Source organism: Sphingobacterium paucimobilis HER1398 (assembly GCF_000416985.1).
GTDB classification, from domain to species: Bacteria; Bacteroidota; Bacteroidia; order Sphingobacteriales; family Sphingobacteriaceae; genus Sphingobacterium; species Sphingobacterium paucimobilis.
Genome location: NZ_ATDL01000022.1, coordinates 146,128 through 167,112 on the forward strand (window position 1 = coordinate 146,128; position 20,985 = coordinate 167,112).

Sequence of the window (20,985 nt, forward strand, 5' to 3'; positions counted from 1 at the left end):
GATAGATATACCTCTTCTACCGTATTTTTCCCTAGCGCCTTATACGAGCTCGATTCATACCTATTTATGCCAGTAATCCTGCACCATATTTGATGTATTCCAATAAACAAACATAAACTTACAACTTAGAAAATATCGATATGAGAACAGCACAATTAAACTTGACGATTTTAGAAAACAGTCCTATTCTAAATAGTATAGCGCAGAAGTTCACGAGCGATCCTTATGAAAAAGAAGAGTTGGTCCAGGAGACATTCATACGTTCTCTCAATTATCTGGAGAAGTTTGTTCACAACCCCAAATTGGTCGCTTGGCTCTATACAATAATGAAAAATATATACATTAATAAATACCGTAGACAGGTCAAGTACCGGACTATCGAATCGGAACTCCAACATACCACACATTTCGAGAATACATCCTATAACGGGGGTGAATCCAAATTTGTAATGGAAGATATACAAGAAGCCCTCTCCAAACTCCCAGCTTCCAACTACATAGCCTTCACCATGTTTGTAGAAGGCTACAAGTACAATGAGATTGCAGAACACCTACAAGTGCCCGAAGGAACCGTAAAAACCAGAATCCATATGGCCCGCAAATTATTGAAGGAAAGCCTTAGTGGGTATGTATCTTAATACGAGTATAAAGTACTATAAAATGCCCTTCTATAATTCTATAGAAGGGCATTTTATTTAAATCGTAACGCGCCCCCCTGTAGCTGGGATCGTAGCTCCAGACACATAAGATGCCGCATCCGAGGCTAAAAATACATATACCGGCGCAATTTCTACAGGTTGTCCCGGTCTACCAATAGGCGTATTGGCTCCAAATTTTTCATGATCAGGTATAGTACTCGGGATCAGAGGCGTCCATACCGGTCCCGGAGCTACTGCGTTGACACGTATTCCTGAGCCATCCTCTAAGAATAGTTGTGCCAAGCTAGCTGTAAAATTCTGGATTGCGCCTTTACTCGCTGCATAAGGCAAGAGCGTAGGGTTCGGATCATATGCATTCACGGAAGTTGTATTTATAATACTACTTCCTGGTCTCATATATTTTTTAGCCGCTTTTACGAGATAGAACATTGCACTCATATTCGTTTCAAAAGTTTTATTCCATTCCGATGCACTGATTTCTTCTACGTTGTTATACGTCATCTGATACGCCGCATTATTAATCAAGACATCGATCCTACCCAATGTAGCTACACAGGTACGGACAACAGTCTCACAGTGTGATTCTGAGCGAATATCACCACGAATTAACACACAGGTACGACCTGCTTTTTCTACCCAGTCTTTCGTGTCAAGAGCATCTTCATCCTCAACCTCTTCTTTGTACGCTACCACAATATCTGCACCTTCCCGAGCCATAGCGATTGCAACAGCTTTACCAATACCCGAATCGCCTCCTGTAATAAGAACAACCTTTTCTTTTAACATCCCCCTACCTTCATAGGATTCTTCGCCATGATCAGGAACTGGACTCATTGCACTAGAGATACCAGGTACAGCTTGATCCTGTTTTTCAAAGGGCGGTTTCGCGTATTTATCAATTGGATTATTTTCTTCTTCTTTCATAGTCTTTTATTTTAAGTTCAAAAGTTAACAATGAACAGCTCCGGCATCAAATTGTTAATAAAATTAGAGGTACAGGTATTTACCCCTAGTGTCAGTACCGTAATAAATACCCCTTTCCGCCTTTATACCTGAATCGCCCCCGTCTTTTACAAACTATTCCTCCTAAGAGACGTTAGACAAGTATAGTATTACATCTATTCAGGCCAATCTTGGCCTATCACCTTACCTTGTATGCAAACAAAACGAACTATAATCATCTCCAATCGATTACCTATACGTATCGAAAAACAGGATGGTAAATTACTTTTTATTCCGAGCGAAGGCGGTCTCGCCACAGGTCTCGGCTCTTACTATAAAAAAGGCGGAAGTATCTGGGTCGGCTGGCCGGGGTACATCCCGGAAACTCCGGAAGAAGAACAGCTCATTCGGGAAGAACTGGCCAGACATAACCTCATCCCGGTTTTCCTGAGTGCCCAAGAACTGGAAGACTACTATGAAGGCTTTTCGAATGAAATATTATGGCCCATCTGTCATTACAGATTATCCTACGCCGTATTTGACAAGTCCTATTGGGCGGCCTATCAACAAGTAAATCAAAAATTCTGCGATGCTACGCTAGCACAGCATATCACCGAAAAAGATGAGATATGGGTCCATGATTATCAATTGATGTTGCTTCCACAATTATTACGACAGCAGAACAATTACCTGACCATTGGCTACTTTCAGCATATCCCCTTTCCTGCCGATGAGATTTTCAGATGTATCCCCTGGCGCAATGAATTACTAAAAGGTCTGTTGGGGGCCGACCTCATCGCCTTCCACACCTATCATGATGCCCAACATTTTCTAAATTCCTGCTTAAACCTCCTCCATCTCTCGCCCAAGAACAACAGCGTACGCTGCCGGGACCGTAGAGTACATGTAGAGGTATTCCCGATGGGCATCGATTTTGAAAAATTTGAGCAGCTGTCCAAATCTGCCGATGTGCTTTCTAGAGTACAGGCGCTACAGGAGCAGTATCAAAATCGCAAAATCATTCTTTCCATCGATCGACTGGATTACAGCAAGGGGATTCTGGAACGGCTGGCCGCCTACGAAAATCTCCTACAGACCTATCCTGAATTACGCAACCGCGTAGTTTTATATATGCTTGTCGTACCTTCTCGCGACAATGTCGCCCAATACAAGCTATTGCGTGACGAGATCGACCGTATGGTGGGGCATATCAATGCGGTATACGGTTCGGACGAATGGATCCCTATTACCTACTTCTACAACTCGCTATCCATTGAAGACCTCTCTGCCCTATACGTTGCGGCAGACATCTGCCTTGTCACCTCCCTTCGCGATGGCATGAACCTAGTCTGCAAAGAATATATAGCCAGCAAATCCCAACAACAGGATGGTGTACTCATTCTCAGCGAATTCGCAGGCGCTGCCAAAGAGCTTCCTGAAACAATACAGATCAATCCCTATTCCATTGACGACATTACAGAAGCAATACACCTTGCTCTCTATATGCCCAGAAGAGAACAGCAGCAACGGATGAAAAGCAACATTACACTGGTCAAAAAATTCAATATCTCCCATTGGGTAAAATTATTTTTCAACCGCCTACATGAAATCAAGCGCGAGCAAAAAGCCCATGCCAGTAGAAAGCTACAAGGCAGTACCCTCAAAAAGATTACAGACAAGCTGGCCCAATCCAAAAGAAGACTCCTATTTCTCGACTACGACGGCACCTTGGTCGGATTCCAAAAAGAGGCCAATGCAGCGCGTCCGACCGCAGCAGTACTCCAGGTCCTGGCCGATTTGCAAAGTGATACGGCCAATCAGATTACCATCATCAGTGGCCGTCCGCATACCGATTTACGCAAGTGGTTTGGTAATACCGACTACTTCCTTATTGGCGAGCATGGTGCCTGGAGCAATTTTCCTGATGGACAGTGGCGCGATAAACCTGATATGCCTACTGCCTGGAAAACCCCAGTACGCCGTATCATGTCCAAATTTACAGATCGTACACCAGGAGCGAATATCGAAGAGAAAAACTACTCCCTAGCCTGGCACTACCGAAAGGTCCATACCGGTCTGGGTCTTATGCGCGCCCAGGAACTGGCAGATGCCCTACGCTACCTGTTGCCACAATATGGTCTTCAGTTGCTCCTAGGGGATAAAGTTATTGAAGTCAAAATCAATGTACTGAACAAAGGAAAAGCAGCTTTGGAGATTGTAGAACAGTACAAACCCGATTTTATATTCGCCATGGGCGACGACTCCACCGACGAAGACATGTTTTTCGAATTGCAGGATTCGGCCGTAACCGTCAAAGTCGGCAATAAACAGACACTGGCACAGTACTACATCGAAAACCAAGAGGACGTACTTACCTTGCTCCAGCAGCTCCGTGGATAACAGAACAAAAGCAATGACCTCTCAACAGGCCTTTGATTCCTAAGGCCTGTCGTACTTAAACTAGACAATATGACAAAACAGAAGCATCTTTACAACAGCGGAATTATCGGAAACTGTGCCTATATCGCACATGTAGGCAAAGACAGCAACATCAATTGGTTATGCTGGCCATCTTTCGAAGACTCTTTTGTATTTGGTACACTACTGGATGAGCATAAAGGAGGACGCTTTAGTATTACTCCTCCTGGAGATATCCTACATTCGAGCCAACACTATATCGAGAATACAAACATCCTATGCACGACAATAGAAAGCGCCGAAGGAAGCTACCGCATCACCGATTTCGCCCCCCGCTTTGAGCAGTACGAGCGCTATTACAAGCCACTGGTCTTAATCCGCAAGATAGAGCCCATCTCAGGCCACCCCAAAGTACGGGTAGTCTGTGATCCCAAATACCACTATGGTGAAGCTTCCTTTCAAAAAAGTAGAGGGAGCAACCATATCCAGTTTGAATGTGGCGAAGTCAAGATGCGCCTGGCGACCAATATGCCCATCAGTCATTTCTTCAATGACGTAAGCTATCTGATTAATAAACCGGTTTATTTAATCCTGACCTTTAGCAATTCATTTGAGGCGCCTATCGCGCGTACTGCCGAAGACTTCCTGACCCGTACCCGTCAATATTGGCACCGCTGGGTGAAAAACGCCTCTATTCCGGCCTTCTATCAAAAGGAAGTAATACGCTCTGCACTCACCCTTAAACTACATCAATATGAGGATACTGGTGCTATAATCGCCGCCAGCACCACCAGTCTGCCAGAGCATCCCGGTGCGGGGCGTAACTGGGATTATAGGTTCTGCTGGGTCCGGGACAGTTACTACGTACTTACGGCATTGAGCCATATCGGTCATTTCGAAGAGATGGAACGCTATGCTTCCTATATCGCCAATATCACCCAGTCGGATCCCGGCCGGCTACAACCGCTATATGGTATCCTGGGCCAGTCCGACCTCGAAGAGAAAACACTGGATTCCCTTAGCGGATACCTGGGCAATCAGCCCATCCGCATAGGCAATCAAGCCTCCGAACATATCCAAAACGATGTATACGGTCAGGCCATGATAGCCTTACTTCCCTTATTTACCGATCATCGCTTCCGCCACCAAAACACCGGATTCGCAGCCGAATGGACACGTTTTATACTCCGCAAGATGGAACTCACCATTGATGAGAAAGATGCCGGTATCTGGGAGTTCCGGAATATGGAAAAACGGCACTGCTATTCCAACCTCTTTCAGTGGGCAGGCGCCACAGCAGCTTTGAAAATAGCACGGCAATATGACCTAGAAGACATCAGTAGGCAGGCCAATGTAATCCGCGACAAAGCGGCACAGCACATCGAGAGCTGCTATGACCCAGAGCGCATGGTTTATACCAATGCCCATGAGAGCACAGACCTCGATGCCTCGACCTTACAGCTTATTATGATGGGCTACCTTGATCCCAACTCGGAAAAAGCTAAAGAACATCTCAAACAATTAGAAAAAGTATTGAAAGGCGATCGGGGGTTATTCTACCGCTACCTTCACAAAGATGACTTTGGACGTCCACGGTCTACCTTTCTGGTCTGTGCATTTTGGTACGTCGAAGCATTAGCCTGTGTCGGCAGACTCGATGAAGCCCAAGAAGTGTTCAAGCAGTTGCTATCCTTTGCCAATCACCTGATGCTATTCAGTGAAGACGTCGATGACTACGATGGTAGCCAATGGGGTAATTTCCCGCAGGCCTACAGCCACGTCGGACTGGTCAACGCCGCCTATCGCATTGCTATCAAGCTTGATAGTCCTACTTTTTTCGACAACACCAACAGCTAGCGCGAGTTTGCACCGCTCTGCGATGTTACGGTTTTTACGCACTACTGCGACAAATACGTAGTTCCAAAAGCGTAGATTTTGAGACTAAAACAAGTATTCTGCACCGCTATTTCGGTCTGTTTTTTGAAGTTAGTTTAACGTAAACAACTCAACATACTATTATGGATATACAAGATTTGAAAATTACCGCAGGACAGATGAGAAGCTTGATCATTGCCATGATCAATGTAGACACACAAAATAATAAGAGCATGACAAAGAACCATGGAAAACAGATAAAAGATGATGCCAAATACGAAGCATTACGTCGTGAAGGAGCCAGCAAAGAAAAAGCTGCCCGCATTGCCAATTCGCCCAGTGCCAGTAAAAAAGGAGGTAAAAGTAGCCCAATGGAAGAACGTACCAAAAAAGAACTCTTAGAAGAGGCTAAAAAAATCGGTATCACCGGACGGCATGACATGGACAAAACAACATTGATCAATGCCATCCGAAACCACTAATTGCTCCACAGCAGACAAAGCTATTGTTGTGAAACAGGCCCTGCAAGAAGCAGGGCTTCGTTATATAACCTGCGATGGCAAAGGCTACTCCCGCGTAAGACGTGGTTCTGGTTTCGCCTATATGGATCCTCAGGGCAGGCCCTTAAAAAACGAAAAGATACTTCAGCGTATCCAGGCATTAGTCATCCCGCCTGCCTGGCAAGACGTCTGGATATGCTCCCTACCCAACGGCCATATCCAGGCTACCGGATTGGACGCACGCGGACGTAAACAATACCGATACCATCCCCAGTGGGTTGCCTTGCGCAACAAAACAAAGTTTAATAGCTTACAGGCTTTTGGACGAAGGTTACCCTATCTCGACAGACGTATTTTAAGGGATCTTAAGCGGCCTGAACTATCTAAAACACATGTCTGTGCATTGGCTTTGGCCATTATGAGCAAAACCTACTTTCGCGTAGGTAATGACATCTATGAGAAGGAAAACAAATCATATGGTCTCACCACCCTTCGGAACCGACATTTAAAACAGATCTCCTCACAGAAAGTCTTTTTTAAATTTGTTGGCAAAAAAGGAATCCAGCAACAAAGCTACCTCAGAGAAAAATCATTAATCAACCAACTTAATAAAGTGAAAGAAATCCCTGGACAGCGTCTCTTTCAATATTATGATGGGAATAAGAGAGCCACTCCTTTAGATTCTGGAGACCTGAACCAATATATCAAAGAGGTTATGGGCGAAGATTTTACCTGCAAGACCCTGCGCACCTGGTATGCCAGTATACTTGCACTGTATTACCTCCGTCAAATAACAACAGCACCTACAAACGAAAAAAATCGAAAGCACCTGCTCCTGACCGTCATTGATGCTGTAGCTGAGCAGCTTGGAAATACACGAGCAATCACCCGAAGTCATTACATCCATCCCTATATTCTAGAAACCTACCTGTCAGGAAAGCTCGATTCCTGGATTTCCCGCACGAACAAGCGCCCTCTAGCTCCTACTTCCGACTCCTCTTATAAACGAAAACTCTTACAACTACTACAAGATTCGACTCAGTTGCAGTAGCAGCGTCTGCATCATATTACAGACTATCTTTTAGCGTATCCGTACTATCCTGGTTGGCGGAATCTAAGGTTCCATACCTTAATTCATCTGTCGGATTCAGGTTATACCTCGACTTATCTGACTCGGTCACCGGCCCTGGCTTACTGCCAGTATCTTTTTGTGGGCCTTTACAGCCGGTCATCCATATAACACTGGTTATGGTGATGAGAAAGTAACTGTTTATTTTCTTCATGGTATCTCCTTATTAATTTATAACTTATTTAATAACAAGTCAAAGGATCATTGGTTGGCCTCTTACGTTGATTAGCGTAGTAATACGGCAACCGTAGCGGTAAACACCTAATATCTCTTGTTTGTCAACAAATTCCCCCTTCCATTGTTGGCATAATATCACTATAAATAGCAGTGGTGCATTTTGTTTGTAATTTGACCTACATAGCACTAAAACAATATATATCAACTTTTTACGTTTAAAAATAAACTTAAAAGTTCGAAAGCGCCTTTATGAAAAACACGGTACAGCAGGTTGATATCAACTCTTTGCAGCAATTTGGCAATCTAATTATTACAGACAATAAGATGGTCATGGTCGCAATAAGCGATTCGGCACAGTCTTTTACCAATATAGCCATACAGCAGCTATTGGGACTTCCCCTTACTGACTTTTTACACCACCTATGGGGTAGCAATCATCAAAAGTTTTTAGCAACCGTCCAGGCGCTCATCGCTAAACAAATTCCCAGTCAGGTATTTTCAAAAAAAATCAAGAGTCAATACTATTATTTTAAACTCAACCTTAACAAAGGTTTTGTTTATATCGAATGGGAAGAACAGCATCGTAAGCATATTTCTGTATCTCGCATGAATGAACTGGGCTTTCTATTCGACGAAATTTATGTCAATAACTGGAACTTTCTATGCAAAGCCTTACAGAAAATATTAAAGTTTGAACGTGTTTTTGTGCTCCAGATTCAAGAAACAGGTCAAAGCAGTATTATTGCCGAATCCTTAAAAGCAGATAAACCCTCCTTCTGTGGTAAAGAGTTTGCCCAAAGCTTCTTTCCGCCAGAACTTACTCCTTACTATAACAGTCTAGCCTATCGCTATATTCCCAATCTAGACAAACTGGACCAAAAGTTATATAGTCTCGATCCCGGCATACACCTACTTTGCAGTCAACTGGCGGTCCCACCCGAGCTGCATGAAATCTACCTCAGAAGTATCGGTGTGAAAGCAGCTCTCTTCTTTCCTTTATACTTAGAAGGTAACTTCTGGGGACTTGTAGTGGCTCAACACCCGAAGGCTAAGAAAATCGATCTTCAACAGCGCAAATTATGCATCTTTATCATACAGAGCGCAATGAGTAAGTTTGAAAACCTGTTTAAACAGGGGCTCATCGACGAAAACCAACAGCTTTCGGAAGCAGAATTGATCTTAAAACATTCTTTGGCCGATAACAAAACGGTTAATTGTGCGCTCGTCCAAAATATGGAGCTGCTTACCAATATGGTCAAAGCTGACGGTTTTGGTATCTATAATCAGGGAGACGTTTTTTTTCATGGCGATGTACCCCATACTGACCTTTTTTATGACATAGTGGATTACTTAAAAATTGCAAGTAACAAAACACTTTTCAAAGATTACAATTTCAAACTCAACCACGGTTCCCACTTCCAGGAGGAGCTACCATTTGCAGGCCTACTCTACTATACTCTAGGTATCGAAAAAGACTATTACCTCATCTGGTTCCGAAAAGAACACAACAGCAAGATTGTCCAACTCAACCTAGACAAACAGAAGAATGGTACGCAAATACGCACTTGGGAACAGCCTATTTACGATTCTGCCCTGCCTTGGGACGACAGCGATTTAAGGTTTATCACGATGCTCCAACAGACGATCAAGGAATCTATCGTCATCCGATCGGCAGAGAAACAGATGCTGACCAATGAACTTCAGCTATTGAACAACGAGCTGGAAATGTTTACCTTCAGTCTTTCGCACGATCTTAAAAATCCACTTTCCATACTTAAAATGGGTCTACAGTTTCTAAAATCTGTCGGTCATACCCTCAGCCTTGAAAAGAAAAACGACTGGTTTCAAAACTTATCGGGCAGTGTTACGAATATAGAAGATATCATAGACAATATTGTCCTTATCAGTCAAAGCAAGACCACAGCGATGGCCAAAGATCCTATTCCGATGTCGTACACCATCAAAAAGATATCTCAGGAAGCCAAGTTAATACACCAAGCACCCGACTGTCAGATGGATTTTGGAAAGCTCCTGCCTCTTTGGGGAGAAAAAAGTGCTCTATACCAAGTCTTTCTCAACATCATCAATAATGCCGTTAAGTACTCGAGTAAAAATCCATTACCCAAAGTTTGTATCCACAGTACAATGGACGAGCATCTTGTATGCTATAGTATACAAGACAATGGTGTCGGAATCCCGAAGGAAAACCTTCCACACGTTTTTGATATTTTCATCCGTGCCGGTAATTCACAGTCCTTTCAAGGGACAGGTGTAGGACTATCGCTGGTCAAGCGTATCATGGATAGACTTGGTGGCACTATCGAGATCCAATCTATCGAAGGCACGGGGACAACAGTCAACCTCATCTTTCCGATCAGCTCACCTTTTCCAGATTCTATGTTATAAGCTAGAATCTTCTTTTTTATGAACCAATCCTATCCACAGCTGTTCGCAGTTTAAGTAATCCTATTTTTTACATAAAAAAGAAAAGCTATGGAAGAGAAAATGAGAGCATGTATAGAAAAATGCTTAGAGTGCGCCAATGCCTGCATGCATTGCGCCGCATCCTGCCTAAAAGAATCAGAAGTCAATATGCTACGTGACTGTATACGCTTAGATTTAGAATGTGCTACAATATGCAACACTACTGCCAAGCTTATGCAATTAGAGAGCAGCTATTCCAATACCGTTGCCGAGCTCTGTGCACAGCTATGTAATGCCTGTGCTGAAGAGTGCGAAAAACACGCCGCGCATGGCATGGAGCACTGTGCCCAATGCGCACGTATATGTCGGGAATGCGCAGACCTATGCATGTCGATGAGCACTGCTGCATAGTACACCTTACAATGATCCTATTAAAGCTGGAGCGTTCCAGCTTTAATAGGATTTATTCTTTCGTTCTGACTTCGGCTAAAGCGCCTAGCCACTGGCGCAGATCTGACAGCAGACTATTACAGGTAGCCAAAATAATCTCTGCGGCTGTACCACTGAATTTCTTTTTAAAAATAACCTTCTCATCTCCCAAAGCAAACGCATAATACACCGTACCTATGGGCCGTCTCTGTTTAGGGTTATCGGTTTCATAAGCCAACCCCGTCACACTGACGTATACTGACTTTTGTGGCATTAATTTACTTAACCCATCCAATATCCGCAGTGTCACAACCGCCGATTCTGCACAATACTTATTTATTTTAGAAGTAGATACCCCCAAAAGCTTTTCTTTGACAATGTTATCATAACAAACGACCGAGCCTAAATAATAATCACCACTATTTACCTCCATTGCAATCACAGCACTTAAAAAACCGGAACTCATACTTTCCACACAGCTAAGTTTCAAATCATTACTAACTAATAACTTTCCACAATGTCTTAATATCTGTTCATTGATTTGTTTTTCCATCCCCCTTTATATACTTATTCAAAAGCTTTAAACGTCTGACACTACCTATAAGTTGCAATGGCTTAATTATTTACTAACAAACAAGTAGATTCTACGCTATCTATTAATTATCTCAGGTACTTTACCCTCTCATTTAGGTATTTAACCCTACAACCAAAGCAAGCTCAAGGCGTTCATACAGCAAACATTTAAAACTAAAACACCATGAACGTTTACACCACAGTACCTACCGAGAGACCAGGTCTCATCGTAGCCATTATGCTGACAAATAGTAATCCAGGCATGCCAGGAGAAGGTGAGGATATTCCTTATTCTTCCCAAAAGACCGAAGAGTCCAGTGGCCTATCCCCAGATGAACATGAGGTTGAGAATTTACCACCGGAACAGCCTGATGTTGATCCATTAAAACGCGAAAATCCGGACATTACAGAAATCGACGAAAACGAGCCTATGGATCGGCCGGAAAGTGATCCATTAGAAGCGCCTGTCCCCGATATTGACGAAATCGAGCCGGATACAGATCGAGAGATTGATACCGATTATCTCGACGATCAGCAAGAAAATGATGATGAGCAGGACAATATTGATCGAGATCCTACTATCGCGCCGGGAACAGATCCCATGAAAACAGACAACTCACAAATCATCTAAATGGCTATAGCAGTGACTTATTCACTGCTATAATCTATTGGATCCCATAAAAAAGGAGAAAACGTGCAAATTGAAACCCCAAGACCTCGAATTTTTACCTGGAACATCCACGGCTCATACCTATACTATCTATCATTAGGAGATTATATCATCTATGTACCTTACGATGAGGAGCGGAGCGAACGCTATAATGGACGAGGGACCACATTCCCTTTTCCCAACAATGTCATTGAAGTTCCCATACAGGAAGTGCAAAATATCACTTTCGATATTATCTTATTCCAATGTGATGAAAACTATTTAGTAGACCAGTACGAGGTACTATCCGAACATCAGCGTGGGCTTGCTCAGATTTATATCGAACATGACCCACCTTGGGAGCATCCTACCGATGCCATTCACCCCGTACAGGACAGTAAAGTAAGCCTGGTACATGTCACTCATTATAACAGGCTGATGTGGAAGACCAGCCTTCCTGATGTGCGTGTCATTAGTCACGGCGTATCCATCCCTACCGTGCCCTATCAGGGCACCTTAAAAAAGGGAATTGTCGTCATCAACAATCTACCGAGCCGCGGGCGTATGTTGGGGTTTGATCTATTTGAGGAAGTTCGCCAACATATCCCTTTAGACCTTGTCGGCATGGGTGCAGAAGAATATGGTATAGGCGAAGTACTGCATCCCCAATTACCCGCATTCATGAGCCAGTATCGATTTTTCTTTAATCCCATACGCTATACCAGTCTTGGCCTTTCCATCTGTGAAGCCATGATGATTGGCATGCCGGTAGTAGGCTTGGCAACAACAGAACTGAGTACAGTCATCAAGAATGAAGTAACCGGATTTGTACATACGGATGTAAAATACCTTATAGAGAAGATGCAACTTTTGCTTGACGTACCATCGGTAGCCTACGACATCAGCCATTCGGCCACTCAGAGCGCAAAGGAACTTTTTGATATCGAACGTTTTACCCGACAATGGAAAGAACTATTTATTGAAAAAACAAAATTCTAAAAAAGAATTATGAAAACGCCGAAAAAAGCATAGATGCCTAAAAGCAAAATCGGCTAATGAATAAACAAACTTAGAGATGAAAAAGAAAATAGCATTTATTAGTGACCACGCGTCTCCATTAGCTACTCTTGGAGGAATAGATAGTGGTGGACAGAATGTATATGTCGCCGAAGTAGCCCGTTATCTTGGTAGCATAGATCAACAGATCGATATTTTTACAAGACGTGAAGATACAACGACTCCCGAAATCGTCGAGTTCTCTCCAAACGTTCGGGTTATACAGGTACCCGCAGGTCCTGCTGCCGTTTTACCTAAAGAAGAATTGTATATGTATATGCAAGAATTTGCAGATCATATGCTGCATTTTATCGACGAAGAGCGAATAGATTATGATTTAATACATGCTCATTTTTGGTTATCGGGTATGGTCGCTATGGAAATCAAAAAAGAACTCGATGTTCCGTTTGTCATTACATTTCACGCCTTAGGCATTGTACGGCGTCTACACCAAGGTGCAGAAGACAAATTTCCTTTACAACGCGAGCAGATAGAGCAGGATATTATGTGGCATGCCGACAAAATTATTGCAGAATGTCCCAATGACGTCAAAGACCTCATGCAATACTATCATGCCCCACAGGAAAAATTGGAAATTATTCCCTGCGGATATAACCCGGACGACTTTTATCCCATCGACAGAAAAACAGCATTAGCCCATATCGGATTAACCGACGACTGTGATTATATCCTGCAATTGGGACGTATTGTACCTCGAAAGGGTATAGACAATGTAATTAAAGCACTTGCAGAACTACATGAATCTTTTCCGCGTTTACGACTTATTATTGTAGGCGGTAGTCTCGATGATCTCAATCAGGATACCGAACTAGCGCGTCTGCAACAACAGGCAGTGCAAGCTGGCCTTGAATCAAAAATCATTTTCACAGGACAGAAGAGCCGCGACGAACTTAAATACTATTATAGCGCCGCCGACATTTTTGTAACCACTCCATGGTACGAACCTTTTGGCATTACCCCTCTAGAGTCCATGGCCTGCGGTACCCCTGTAATAGGCTCCGATGTCGGGGGCATTTCCTTTACTGTGCGTCACGGAGAGACCGGCTTATTAGTGCCACCCCATGCCCCAGAGCAACTATCCGCAGCAATTAAAATGCTTCAGACCGATATTGCCAAACGTAAAAAAATGGGAGAATATGCATTAAACTATGTACAGAAAACATTTACATGGGGGCACGTCAGTAAACAAATCGACACCCTGTACAATCAGGTGATTCCGGTACACCGTCACCATAAAATCCTCAATCAGCTTAAGAAAAATTTTCACGAAGCCTCCCAGACCTTTATACGTTCGGCCGATTTATTGCCCACTCAGATTACCAAGGTTGCACAGGAGATGTGCAACACATTTGTAAATGGACATAAAATAATGGTATGTGGCAATGGAGGAAGTGCAGCTGAGAGCCAACACTTTGTAGCGGAACTCGTAGGCCGTTTCGAAATTCCGGAGCGTCCTGGTTACCCTGTACTATCCTTAAATGCTGATAATGCAGTACTGACCGCCTGGGCTAATGATTTTGGCTACGAATATGTATTCCAACGCCAAGTACAGGCACTTGGACAAGCTGGTGATATGCTTATCTGTCTCAGTACAAGTGGCAATTCACCCAATATCCTGCACGCTTTACAACAGGGAGTTGACCAAGGTATAACAACTGTCAATATACTGGGCAAATCGGGGGGAAGAGCTGCACCACTCGCCGATTACAATATCATTATACCGTCACAGGATACAGCCCGTATACAAGAGGTTCATCTGCATATTATCCATCAGTTGTGCTGGTTGGTAGAAACTCAGCTAGAGGGTGTAAATAAGCATACATCTACAACAAAAGTCAACAAATTAACAGCCTGATCTGATGAAAAGATGTATTTTCTTAGACAAAGATGGTACCCTAATACGGGATGTTCCTTACAATGTCGACATTTCAAAAATCAGTTTCTATGAGGATATTTTTGAATCATTGCAACAGTTAGTGGCATCAGGTTATTCGCTTATCCTCATCAGTAATCAATCCGGCATCGCGCGGAGATACTTTGACGAACGGGCTCTTCGATTGGCTTTCGATCATATAGGTAATGAGTTCTTACATCAAGGCCTACCCATTTTGGACTATTACTTTTGCCCGCACCTAGAGACCAGCACCTGTAGTTGCAGAAAGCCTTTACCAGGGATGATCGAACAGGCCGCTCTAAAACATCAGATCAATCTTTCACAATCCTGGATGGTCGGCGATATTCTCGCCGACACTGCCGCAGGACGGGCTGCAGGATGTAGAACCATACTCATTGACCGCAGTGGGTTAGAGCGATCCCTTCCTTTGGCCAACCACCCCTCCTTCGCACCCGATTATGTGTTGGACGACTTTAAGAATGTAAGTTATACGATATCGAACTTTAACCATACACACGATGAATACACAAGAAAAGCAAATACTAAGAACCTTTAGCGATAAACATATCTTGGTAATCGGAGATTTTATGTTGGACCGTTACCTTGATGGAAGCTGTAACCGATTGGCCCCCGAGGGCAGTGTTCCCATACTCGATATAAAATCCGAAATGACCTGCTTGGGCGGATCCGCCAATGTCGCTGCAAACCTACAACAACTCGGAGCACAGGTTACCTATATAACCTATCTTGGACAGGATGAAGCTGCAAAAGCAGCTATTGCCAAGTTGCATGAGAAAGGAATACCTTCCCTTTGCCTGCATTTTACAGAAAGCGATCCTACGCTCACGAAAACCCGATTATTGAAAGATGGTCAACTATTGTACCGGATGGATGTAGGCAACCGAATGAATCCCTCCGAGTCCATTCAGGAAGGATTTCTTAAAGACTTCGAAAAAGCTTATGCAAATTGTGACGCGCTTTTTATCTCCGATTATGACAAAGGGGCTATCACCTCTGCAGTTATTAATGGACTGGCCCAACTCCGCGAGAAAGAACACAAAACTTTGGTTGTAGATGCTAAAAACTACAGTAAATACAAGCATTTGGCCCCGGATATCATAAAACCCAATTACAAAGAGGCATTACAGATTACGGGCGAGCAAGCGATGGAAGACCGTATCAGGCAAGCTTCCAACTGGTCCAATACGCTCGCAAAAAATACGCAGGCGAAGACCATATTAGTAACTTTGGATCAGGATGGTGTCGTTGTCAGTAGACGGAAGCTCACTTCCTTTCATTATGTGTCCCCTAGAGTCGACGTCAATAATGTATCTGGTGCTGGCGACACTTTTTTGTCAGCTTATCTTCTTGCCCATCTTTCTGGTGCTTCTGATTATGAAGCGAGTAGAATAGCCTGTACTGCAGCGGCCGTCGCTATACAAAAGCCAACCACAGCTTCCTGTACACTCGCTGAGTTACGCTATGCTTTGATTCCTACAGACACCAAAGTACTGGACAACATGGAAGACCTGAAATGCCTATCTGAAACCTTACGGCATGAGAAAAAGATTGTGTTTACCAATGGCTGTTTTGACATCTTCCATTCCGGACACGCGCATTACCTAAGACAGGCTCGTGCATTGGGTGATCTATTGGTCGTGGGAGTCAATACCGATGCCAGTGTGTCTCGTCTTAAGGGGCCTCATCGTCCTGTTAACATTCTTTCTGACCGCATCGAAGTCCTACGAGGTTTAGCGTGTGTCGATTACATAGTCCCTTTTGGGAACCAAGAAAACGACACCCCCGAAATGATCATAAAAGCACTTCAACCCGCTATATTTGTAAAAGGTGAAGATTATAAAAACAAGGCCCTACCTGAGCGCGAACTCTTAGAGTCGCTAGGTGCCAAAGTCGAGCTCCTACCCTATATTCCCCATCAGTCTACTACAAAGATTATCGCCAGGGTACAACATGATGACAATACTGTACTAAAAAAGATAAGCTAATGGAGGCTTGGAATGCATGTAAAAATTTACTGATTGTCCGTTTAGACAATATGGGAGATGTCATCATGAACAATGCAGCTTTATCAGAGCTCCGTGATTATTTTCCGGAGAGCTCACTGACGTTGCTTACCTCTAGCATGGCGGCTCCTATTACCTCCTTCTTAGGTAGTGTAGATCATGTTATGCTCTTTGATACGCCATGGATGAAACTCGAAGATTCAGATCAGCGGGCCAGTCTTCAACAACTGATTGCCGCTATCAAAAGTCAACAATTTGATGCCTGTATCATTTTTAGTGTCTATAGTCAGAGTAGCATGCCTGCAGCATTAATTGCGTATTTGGCGGAGATTCCACTTCGGGCGGGTTACTCCCGCGAGAATCCTTATCATCTACTTACCCATTGGTATCCAGACCCCGAACCACTATTTGAGATCAGACACCAAATACAACGTGATCTAAAACTTCTTGAAATAATAGGCATTCAACCGGATATGACACGTTTGCCCAGCTTAAAAAAGGTCGGACATACTGTTCCTATTGTACGCAACGATCTTTGGGCTGATTTCGTAACCGCCCCCTATCACCTAGTACACTTAGAAGTTTCCGAAACCAAACGTCAGTATCCAGCATTGCAGGCCCGAGAACTGATACAGGGACTACTGGCCGAGGGGAAAAAGATTGTGTATACGGGACAACAACAGAGCCCCTATCTGGACAGCTGTATTCAGGGTATCAGTGACCCAAATTTGCTAGACTTGCGTGGACACACCGATATAGCCCAACTCTTGACTCTTATTGAGCATGCTACCGGAGTAGTCTGTGTCAATACCAGCGTAATGCATATAGCATGTGCTTATGAGCGCCCCCTTTTAGCGTTGTATGCTGACAGCAATCCTCAACATACACCATGGAACCAGCAGCACATTCAGATTATATTTGACGTCCCAGAACAATTTCGCAGTAAAAACCAGATTATCACCTACACCCATTTCCGCCATCAAATGCCGATTACTTCCCCTAGTGATATTCCTACACTTCTTTATCAGTATAATTCACTATTCTAGTAGACGGAGTGGCATCGTCTAATGCACTTGCAACATACGATCTATAACCGCCTCCATGTCCACTAGGTCAAGCTCCTCTCGGCCGTTATAAGTAGTGTGAAGCGATTTATTGATTGGCCCCCAGCGGTTAGGTTCTCCATCTAGGCTGATGACAATACTGCATGTTTCCAAAGCGGCTGCAACATGGGATATCCCCGTACAATTGCACACCAGCATAGCTGCATTTCGCACCAAGCAACCGAGCACCCCCAAATCAGTCTTACCAGCAAGATTGATTACCGGTATTTCCAATAATTGTTCCATTTCATCAACAAGATTTTCTTCAGCAACAGTTCCCGTCAATACAATTTGTAATCCCCGATGATGCAGATATTCAGCTAAGTATTTAAAATTAGACAAAGGCCATTGCCTATCAACATTACGACTTCCCACATGGACAATCGCATAATGACGTAGGTTCACTTGCCGCTCCAGCACATGGAAACCTTCCCAATCAGAAAACTTAAGGGGAAATAAAATCCTCCTATCGGTCGATTCTACTTTTAACCCCATATGTTCTAGCAATGCCAGATGGCGATCAACCTCATGAAGATCATCTGGATAATGTAGCCAATCCTTATTAGCATTCCTGCGATCAGGGCAGAAGCCGATCAAACGCTTGGCCTCCCATAACTTTAAGAAATCATTCACAATTGTACCGCTGCCATGCATCTGTAATAAGAGGTCGAAATCCCTTTTTTGCATTTCTTGTACAAATCGATCTATTTCCGCCAAATCAGGCGTGGGTAGCTCAGGCAAACCGGCATATCCTGGAAATACGATAAACTCATCAATGAAATCATAACGCTCTACCAATGACTTCATATGCGGTAGACCTATCATATACAATATAGAGTCTGGAAAGCATCTTTTCAGATGGGCTACCGCAGGCAATGCACATAACAGATCACCTAATTGTAAAGCACGAAATACAGCTATTTTTAAAGGTACAGGCATAGGTTTGGCATTCAAGGTATAGCCTTTGCAAGTGGATTAGGATACTGTTTTCTTACTTTGCGTATCTCCTGCTGCAGGTTAAACAATTCGGGCAGCGCCTTAAAAGAAAAATAAGAGATATCCTCCGAAGCCGCATCCTGCACCAGTTGCGTATAGAAGGTAATACTTTTGTTGATATGATCCTCACAGACTTCAAGATAGGCTCCCTCTTTTTGGGAATCATAGCCTTCAAATCCCTTCTGCAAGCGGCCGTATAGCAATTCAAACTCTGACTCTGCCAACTGCAGATTCTTACCTGTACAGAGTTCTACAGCATCCGGCTGTGTAGCGGTATAATACGACTTAATCCTACTACACAGTTCCCTAATCTTTTTATCCTTGCTATGGCTATAAAAAAGCTCCGCCATTCCCAATCCTTCGGTCCGCATAAATACAATATTGCGGATCACCCTACCCTCCACCTGCTCATTTTGCGCTTCGGTGCGTGGTATGGGGACTATAAAAAGAAAAAAGAGTACGAAAGCCTGAATATACATAATTAGTTGTTATCTATTTCTCTAGTAACAAATGATATACCGTATTGTTCAGCACAATGGGTGCTATATATAAATACCCGTATTTTTTGAACAAAAAATGACATAAACACCTATAAAAGAACACTTCAGCGAGCGACAGTGATTCTAACAAAGGGTATTTTTCTCCACCCTTGCCGTATATATATCCTTTTTTACTGTGCGAATACCCAAACGCATCAGATTGGGTACTTCTTGCACTTTTTTTGTAACAGACCTGGTACATCTAAAAATAACTTCAACATGGAAAACAAAGATTTAAATTTACAGCTCAATGAATACCGTTCGGTATTGAAGAATCTTGCCTACAAGTTTACCAATGACCCGGAAGACATCCAGGACTTGGTACAGGAAACCCTGCTTCGCGCATTAAAGTACATTGATCAGTTTTTTCACAACCCCCGGGTAGTTTCTTGGTTGTTCGTTATCATGAAGAACATATACATCAACCATTACCGTCACCGTAAGCAGAAATACCGCTATGAAAACCACAAGGCCAATGAATATCAAGATCTGGGTTGCCATGAGCCCTTTACCGAAAATACCGTCGAAAAAAGCCTCGCGCTAAAGGATGTAAAACAGGCTTTGACCCAATTACCCAAGGAGCACAAAGAGATGTTCGACCATTATATCAATGGGTATAAGTACAAAGAACTCTCGGATCTCTATGGTATCCCAGAGGGTACGATAAAATCCAGAATTTTCCTCATACGGAAAGGACTGCAGAAGCAGTTTCCACAATACATATAATTCCTTCAACACCTTCACAAACGGTGAAATACGGGTGGACCAAAACCAACCTGTATTTCACTTGTTCAATTAGCATACTAAACAGCATATATTATGAGAGCCATATGGACAGGAGCTATCGGTTTTGGTTTGGTCAACATACCCATTAAAATATACAGTGCTACACAGAGCAGTTCATTAGATCTGGATATGTTGGATCGGAAAGACAAGTCAAACATTAAGTACAAACGTGTCAATGAAACCACAGGCAAGGAAGTCAGCTGGGACAATATCGTAAAAGGCTATTTACTTAACGAGCAGTATATCGTGCTGGAAAGCGTAGATTTCGAGGAAGCAAGTCCCGAAAAGAACAAAATGATCAACCTGCATTCCTTTGTCAAAACCGAAGAAATAGACAGTATTTACTTTGAGACGCCCTATTATCTTGAGCCCGCCAAAGGAGGTGAAAAAGCGTATGATCTTCTTCTAAAAGCATTAACAAAAAGTAAGACCGCGGGCTTAGGGTCCTTTGTCATGCGTAACGTCGAAAATCTTGCTTTGGTCAAGCCTCATGGGAATTCCCTATTGCTCAACAAGCTTCGGTTTGAAGAAGAGATCCGCGACAGCGAAGAGCTGCGCCTACCCCAGAATACGAAAATCAAAAAAGAAGAGATGGATATGGCTCTTCAACTGATAAAGCAACATTCCCAACCTTTTGACATCTCGAAATACAAGAACGAATATACCGCAGAATTACTCAATATCATCAAGCAGAAAGCCAAAGGGAAGCATACCTCTATCCGTAAGATAAACGTAGAGTACACGAAATCTAGTGATCTCCTCGCCAAGTTAAAAGCCAGCTTAGCCTAAGC

General features: G+C 43.3%; 20 protein-coding genes. 15 read left to right on the forward strand and 5 right to left on the reverse strand.

Annotated features, from left to right (window positions below):
- The first annotated feature begins 140 nt into the window (after window positions 1–140).
- Window positions 141–638, forward strand: coding sequence for an RNA polymerase sigma factor (locus tag M472_RS42280; protein ID WP_021072007.1), 498 nt, complete (start codon window positions 141–143; stop codon window positions 636–638).
- A gap of 57 nt (window positions 639–695) precedes the next feature.
- Here M472_RS42280 and M472_RS42285 read toward each other — a convergent pair whose 3' ends face one another.
- On the reverse strand, window positions 696–1,583 hold the full coding sequence (locus M472_RS42285) for an SDR family oxidoreductase (protein WP_021072008.1): 888 nt from the start codon (window positions 1,581–1,583) through the stop codon (window positions 696–698).
- 231 nt (window positions 1,584–1,814) lie between these two features.
- Between M472_RS42285 and M472_RS42290 the strand changes: the two genes are divergently transcribed.
- From M472_RS42290 to M472_RS42300, 4 genes are all read left to right on the forward strand, one after another.
- Window positions 1,815–4,001 carry a bifunctional alpha,alpha-trehalose-phosphate synthase (UDP-forming)/trehalose-phosphatase gene (locus tag M472_RS42290; RefSeq protein ID WP_021072009.1) on the forward strand — a complete coding sequence of 729 codons (2,187 nt, stop codon included), beginning with the start codon at window positions 1,815–1,817 and terminating at the stop codon, window positions 3,999–4,001.
- Window positions 4,002–4,070: 69 nt separating this feature from the next.
- Window positions 4,071–5,876, forward strand: a complete 1,806-nt coding sequence (locus tag M472_RS42295) for a glycoside hydrolase family 15 protein (protein ID WP_021072010.1) — start codon at window positions 4,071–4,073, stop codon at window positions 5,874–5,876.
- 161 nt (window positions 5,877–6,037) lie between these two features.
- Window positions 6,038–6,376: a DUF7218 family protein gene (locus tag M472_RS0123240; RefSeq protein ID WP_021072011.1), complete on the forward strand. Its 339-nt coding sequence runs from the start codon at window positions 6,038–6,040 to the stop codon at window positions 6,374–6,376.
- Window positions 6,357–7,445 (forward strand): DNA topoisomerase IB, encoded by a 1,089-nt coding sequence (locus tag M472_RS42300; protein ID WP_021072012.1) that lies wholly within the window; start codon window positions 6,357–6,359, stop codon window positions 7,443–7,445. Before M472_RS0123240 ends, M472_RS42300 begins: the two co-directional genes overlap by 20 nt.
- 16 nt (window positions 7,446–7,461) lie before the next feature.
- Here the strand turns inward: M472_RS42300 and M472_RS42305 are convergent, their stop codons facing one another.
- Window positions 7,462–7,677, reverse strand: coding sequence for a hypothetical protein (locus M472_RS42305; RefSeq protein WP_021072013.1), 216 nt, complete (start codon window positions 7,675–7,677; stop codon window positions 7,462–7,464).
- Between the two features lie 272 nt (window positions 7,678–7,949).
- On the opposite strand from M472_RS42305, the gene M472_RS42310 reads away from it, so the two are divergent.
- Both M472_RS42310 and M472_RS45085 read left to right on the forward strand, forming a co-directional pair.
- Window positions 7,950–10,106: an ATP-binding protein gene (locus M472_RS42310; RefSeq protein WP_021072014.1), complete on the forward strand. Its 2,157-nt coding sequence runs from the start codon at window positions 7,950–7,952 to the stop codon at window positions 10,104–10,106.
- 99 nt (window positions 10,107–10,205) lie between these two features.
- Window positions 10,206–10,535, forward strand: a complete 330-nt coding sequence (locus M472_RS45085) for a four-helix bundle copper-binding protein (protein WP_235049538.1) — start codon at window positions 10,206–10,208, stop codon at window positions 10,533–10,535.
- 52 nt (window positions 10,536–10,587) lie between these two features.
- Here the strand turns inward: M472_RS45085 and M472_RS42315 are convergent, their stop codons facing one another.
- Entirely contained in the window at window positions 10,588–11,106 is a 519-nt protein-coding gene (locus M472_RS42315; RefSeq protein ID WP_021072015.1) for a CinA family protein, read from the reverse strand.
- Between the two features lie 204 nt (window positions 11,107–11,310).
- On the opposite strand from M472_RS42315, the gene M472_RS42320 reads away from it, so the two are divergent.
- The 6 genes from M472_RS42320 to M472_RS42335 all read left to right on the forward strand — a co-directional run bounded on the left by M472_RS42320 (window position 11,311) and on the right by M472_RS42335 (window position 17,816).
- Window positions 11,311–11,757 carry a hypothetical protein gene (locus M472_RS42320; protein ID WP_021072016.1) on the forward strand — a complete coding sequence of 149 codons (447 nt, stop codon included), beginning with the start codon at window positions 11,311–11,313 and terminating at the stop codon, window positions 11,755–11,757.
- Window positions 11,758–11,820: 63 nt separating this feature from the next.
- On the forward strand, window positions 11,821–12,774 hold the full coding sequence (locus tag M472_RS42325) for a glycosyltransferase (RefSeq protein ID WP_021072017.1): 954 nt from the start codon (window positions 11,821–11,823) through the stop codon (window positions 12,772–12,774).
- A gap of 76 nt (window positions 12,775–12,850) precedes the next feature.
- Complete coding sequence (locus M472_RS42330; RefSeq protein ID WP_021072018.1) at window positions 12,851–14,707, forward strand: glycosyltransferase; 1,857 nt, start codon at window positions 12,851–12,853, stop codon at window positions 14,705–14,707.
- A gap of 4 nt (window positions 14,708–14,711) precedes the next feature.
- Window positions 14,712–15,302: a D-glycero-alpha-D-manno-heptose-1,7-bisphosphate 7-phosphatase gene (locus tag M472_RS0123245; protein ID WP_021072019.1), complete on the forward strand. Its 591-nt coding sequence runs from the start codon at window positions 14,712–14,714 to the stop codon at window positions 15,300–15,302.
- Window positions 15,265–16,752, forward strand: coding sequence for a PfkB family carbohydrate kinase (locus M472_RS44785; protein ID WP_021072020.1), 1,488 nt, complete (start codon window positions 15,265–15,267; stop codon window positions 16,750–16,752). Before M472_RS0123245 ends, M472_RS44785 begins: the two co-directional genes overlap by 38 nt.
- Window positions 16,752–17,816: a glycosyltransferase family 9 protein gene (locus tag M472_RS42335; RefSeq protein WP_021072021.1), complete on the forward strand. Its 1,065-nt coding sequence runs from the start codon at window positions 16,752–16,754 to the stop codon at window positions 17,814–17,816. The genes M472_RS44785 and M472_RS42335 overlap by 1 nt, the downstream gene beginning before the upstream one ends.
- Window positions 17,817–17,834: 18 nt before the next feature.
- Here the strand turns inward: M472_RS42335 and M472_RS42340 are convergent, their stop codons facing one another.
- Both M472_RS42340 and M472_RS42345 read right to left on the reverse strand, forming a co-directional pair.
- Window positions 17,835–18,812, reverse strand: a complete 978-nt coding sequence (locus M472_RS42340) for a glycosyltransferase family 9 protein (RefSeq protein ID WP_031302026.1) — start codon at window positions 18,810–18,812, stop codon at window positions 17,835–17,837.
- A gap of 11 nt (window positions 18,813–18,823) precedes the next feature.
- Entirely contained in the window at window positions 18,824–19,348 is a 525-nt protein-coding gene (locus tag M472_RS42345; RefSeq protein ID WP_021072023.1) for a hypothetical protein, read from the reverse strand.
- 279 nt (window positions 19,349–19,627) lie between these two features.
- Here M472_RS42345 and M472_RS42355 point away from each other — a divergent pair, with 279 nt between their 5' ends.
- The gene (locus M472_RS42355; RefSeq protein WP_021072025.1) at window positions 19,628–20,134 is read left to right on the forward strand and encodes an RNA polymerase sigma factor; all 507 of its coding nucleotides are present in this window, start codon (window positions 19,628–19,630) and stop codon (window positions 20,132–20,134) included.
- Window positions 20,135–20,227: 93 nt separating this feature from the next.
- The gene (gene ku / locus M472_RS42360; RefSeq protein WP_021072026.1) at window positions 20,228–20,983 is read left to right on the forward strand and encodes a non-homologous end joining protein Ku; all 756 of its coding nucleotides are present in this window, start codon (window positions 20,228–20,230) and stop codon (window positions 20,981–20,983) included.
- Window positions 20,984–20,985: the final 2 nt, after the last annotated feature.

What these genes read in the sequence shown, in the direction of transcription:
- M472_RS42330 (WP_021072018.1), top strand. Translation starts at nt 12,851, where the DNA reads ATGAAAAAGAAAATAGCATTTATTAGTGACCACGCGTCTCCATTAGCT.
- M472_RS42310 (WP_021072014.1), top strand. Translation starts at nt 7,950, where the DNA reads ATGAAAAACACGGTACAGCAGGTTGATATCAACTCTTTGCAGCAATTT.
- M472_RS0123245 (WP_021072019.1), top strand. Translation starts at nt 14,712, where the DNA reads ATGAAAAGATGTATTTTCTTAGACAAAGATGGTACCCTAATACGGGAT.
- M472_RS42300 (WP_021072012.1), top strand. Translation starts at nt 6,357, where the DNA reads ATGCCATCCGAAACCACTAATTGCTCCACAGCAGACAAAGCTATTGTT.
- M472_RS42280 (WP_021072007.1), top strand. Translation starts at nt 141, where the DNA reads ATGAGAACAGCACAATTAAACTTGACGATTTTAGAAAACAGTCCTATT.
- M472_RS45085 (WP_235049538.1), top strand. Translation starts at nt 10,206, where the DNA reads ATGAGAGCATGTATAGAAAAATGCTTAGAGTGCGCCAATGCCTGCATG.
- M472_RS42335 (WP_021072021.1), top strand. Translation starts at nt 16,752, where the DNA reads ATGGAGGCTTGGAATGCATGTAAAAATTTACTGATTGTCCGTTTAGAC.
- M472_RS42290 (WP_021072009.1), top strand. Translation starts at nt 1,815, where the DNA reads ATGCAAACAAAACGAACTATAATCATCTCCAATCGATTACCTATACGT.
- M472_RS42295 (WP_021072010.1), top strand. Translation starts at nt 4,071, where the DNA reads ATGACAAAACAGAAGCATCTTTACAACAGCGGAATTATCGGAAACTGT.
- M472_RS44785 (WP_021072020.1), top strand. Translation starts at nt 15,265, where the DNA reads ATGAATACACAAGAAAAGCAAATACTAAGAACCTTTAGCGATAAACAT.
- M472_RS0123240 (WP_021072011.1), top strand. Translation starts at nt 6,038, where the DNA reads ATGGATATACAAGATTTGAAAATTACCGCAGGACAGATGAGAAGCTTG.
- M472_RS42305 (WP_021072013.1), bottom strand. Translation starts at nt 7,677, where the DNA reads ATGAAGAAAATAAACAGTTACTTTCTCATCACCATAACCAGTGTTATA.
- M472_RS42355 (WP_021072025.1), top strand. Translation starts at nt 19,628, where the DNA reads ATGGAAAACAAAGATTTAAATTTACAGCTCAATGAATACCGTTCGGTA.
- M472_RS42320 (WP_021072016.1), top strand. Translation starts at nt 11,311, where the DNA reads ATGAACGTTTACACCACAGTACCTACCGAGAGACCAGGTCTCATCGTA.
- ku (WP_021072026.1), top strand. Translation starts at nt 20,228, where the DNA reads ATGAGAGCCATATGGACAGGAGCTATCGGTTTTGGTTTGGTCAACATA.
- M472_RS42315 (WP_021072015.1), bottom strand. Translation starts at nt 11,106, where the DNA reads ATGGAAAAACAAATCAATGAACAGATATTAAGACATTGTGGAAAGTTA.
- M472_RS42340 (WP_031302026.1), bottom strand. Translation starts at nt 18,812, where the DNA reads ATGCCTGTACCTTTAAAAATAGCTGTATTTCGTGCTTTACAATTAGGT.
- M472_RS42285 (WP_021072008.1), bottom strand. Translation starts at nt 1,583, where the DNA reads ATGAAAGAAGAAGAAAATAATCCAATTGATAAATACGCGAAACCGCCC.
- M472_RS42345 (WP_021072023.1), bottom strand. Translation starts at nt 19,348, where the DNA reads ATGTATATTCAGGCTTTCGTACTCTTTTTTCTTTTTATAGTCCCCATA.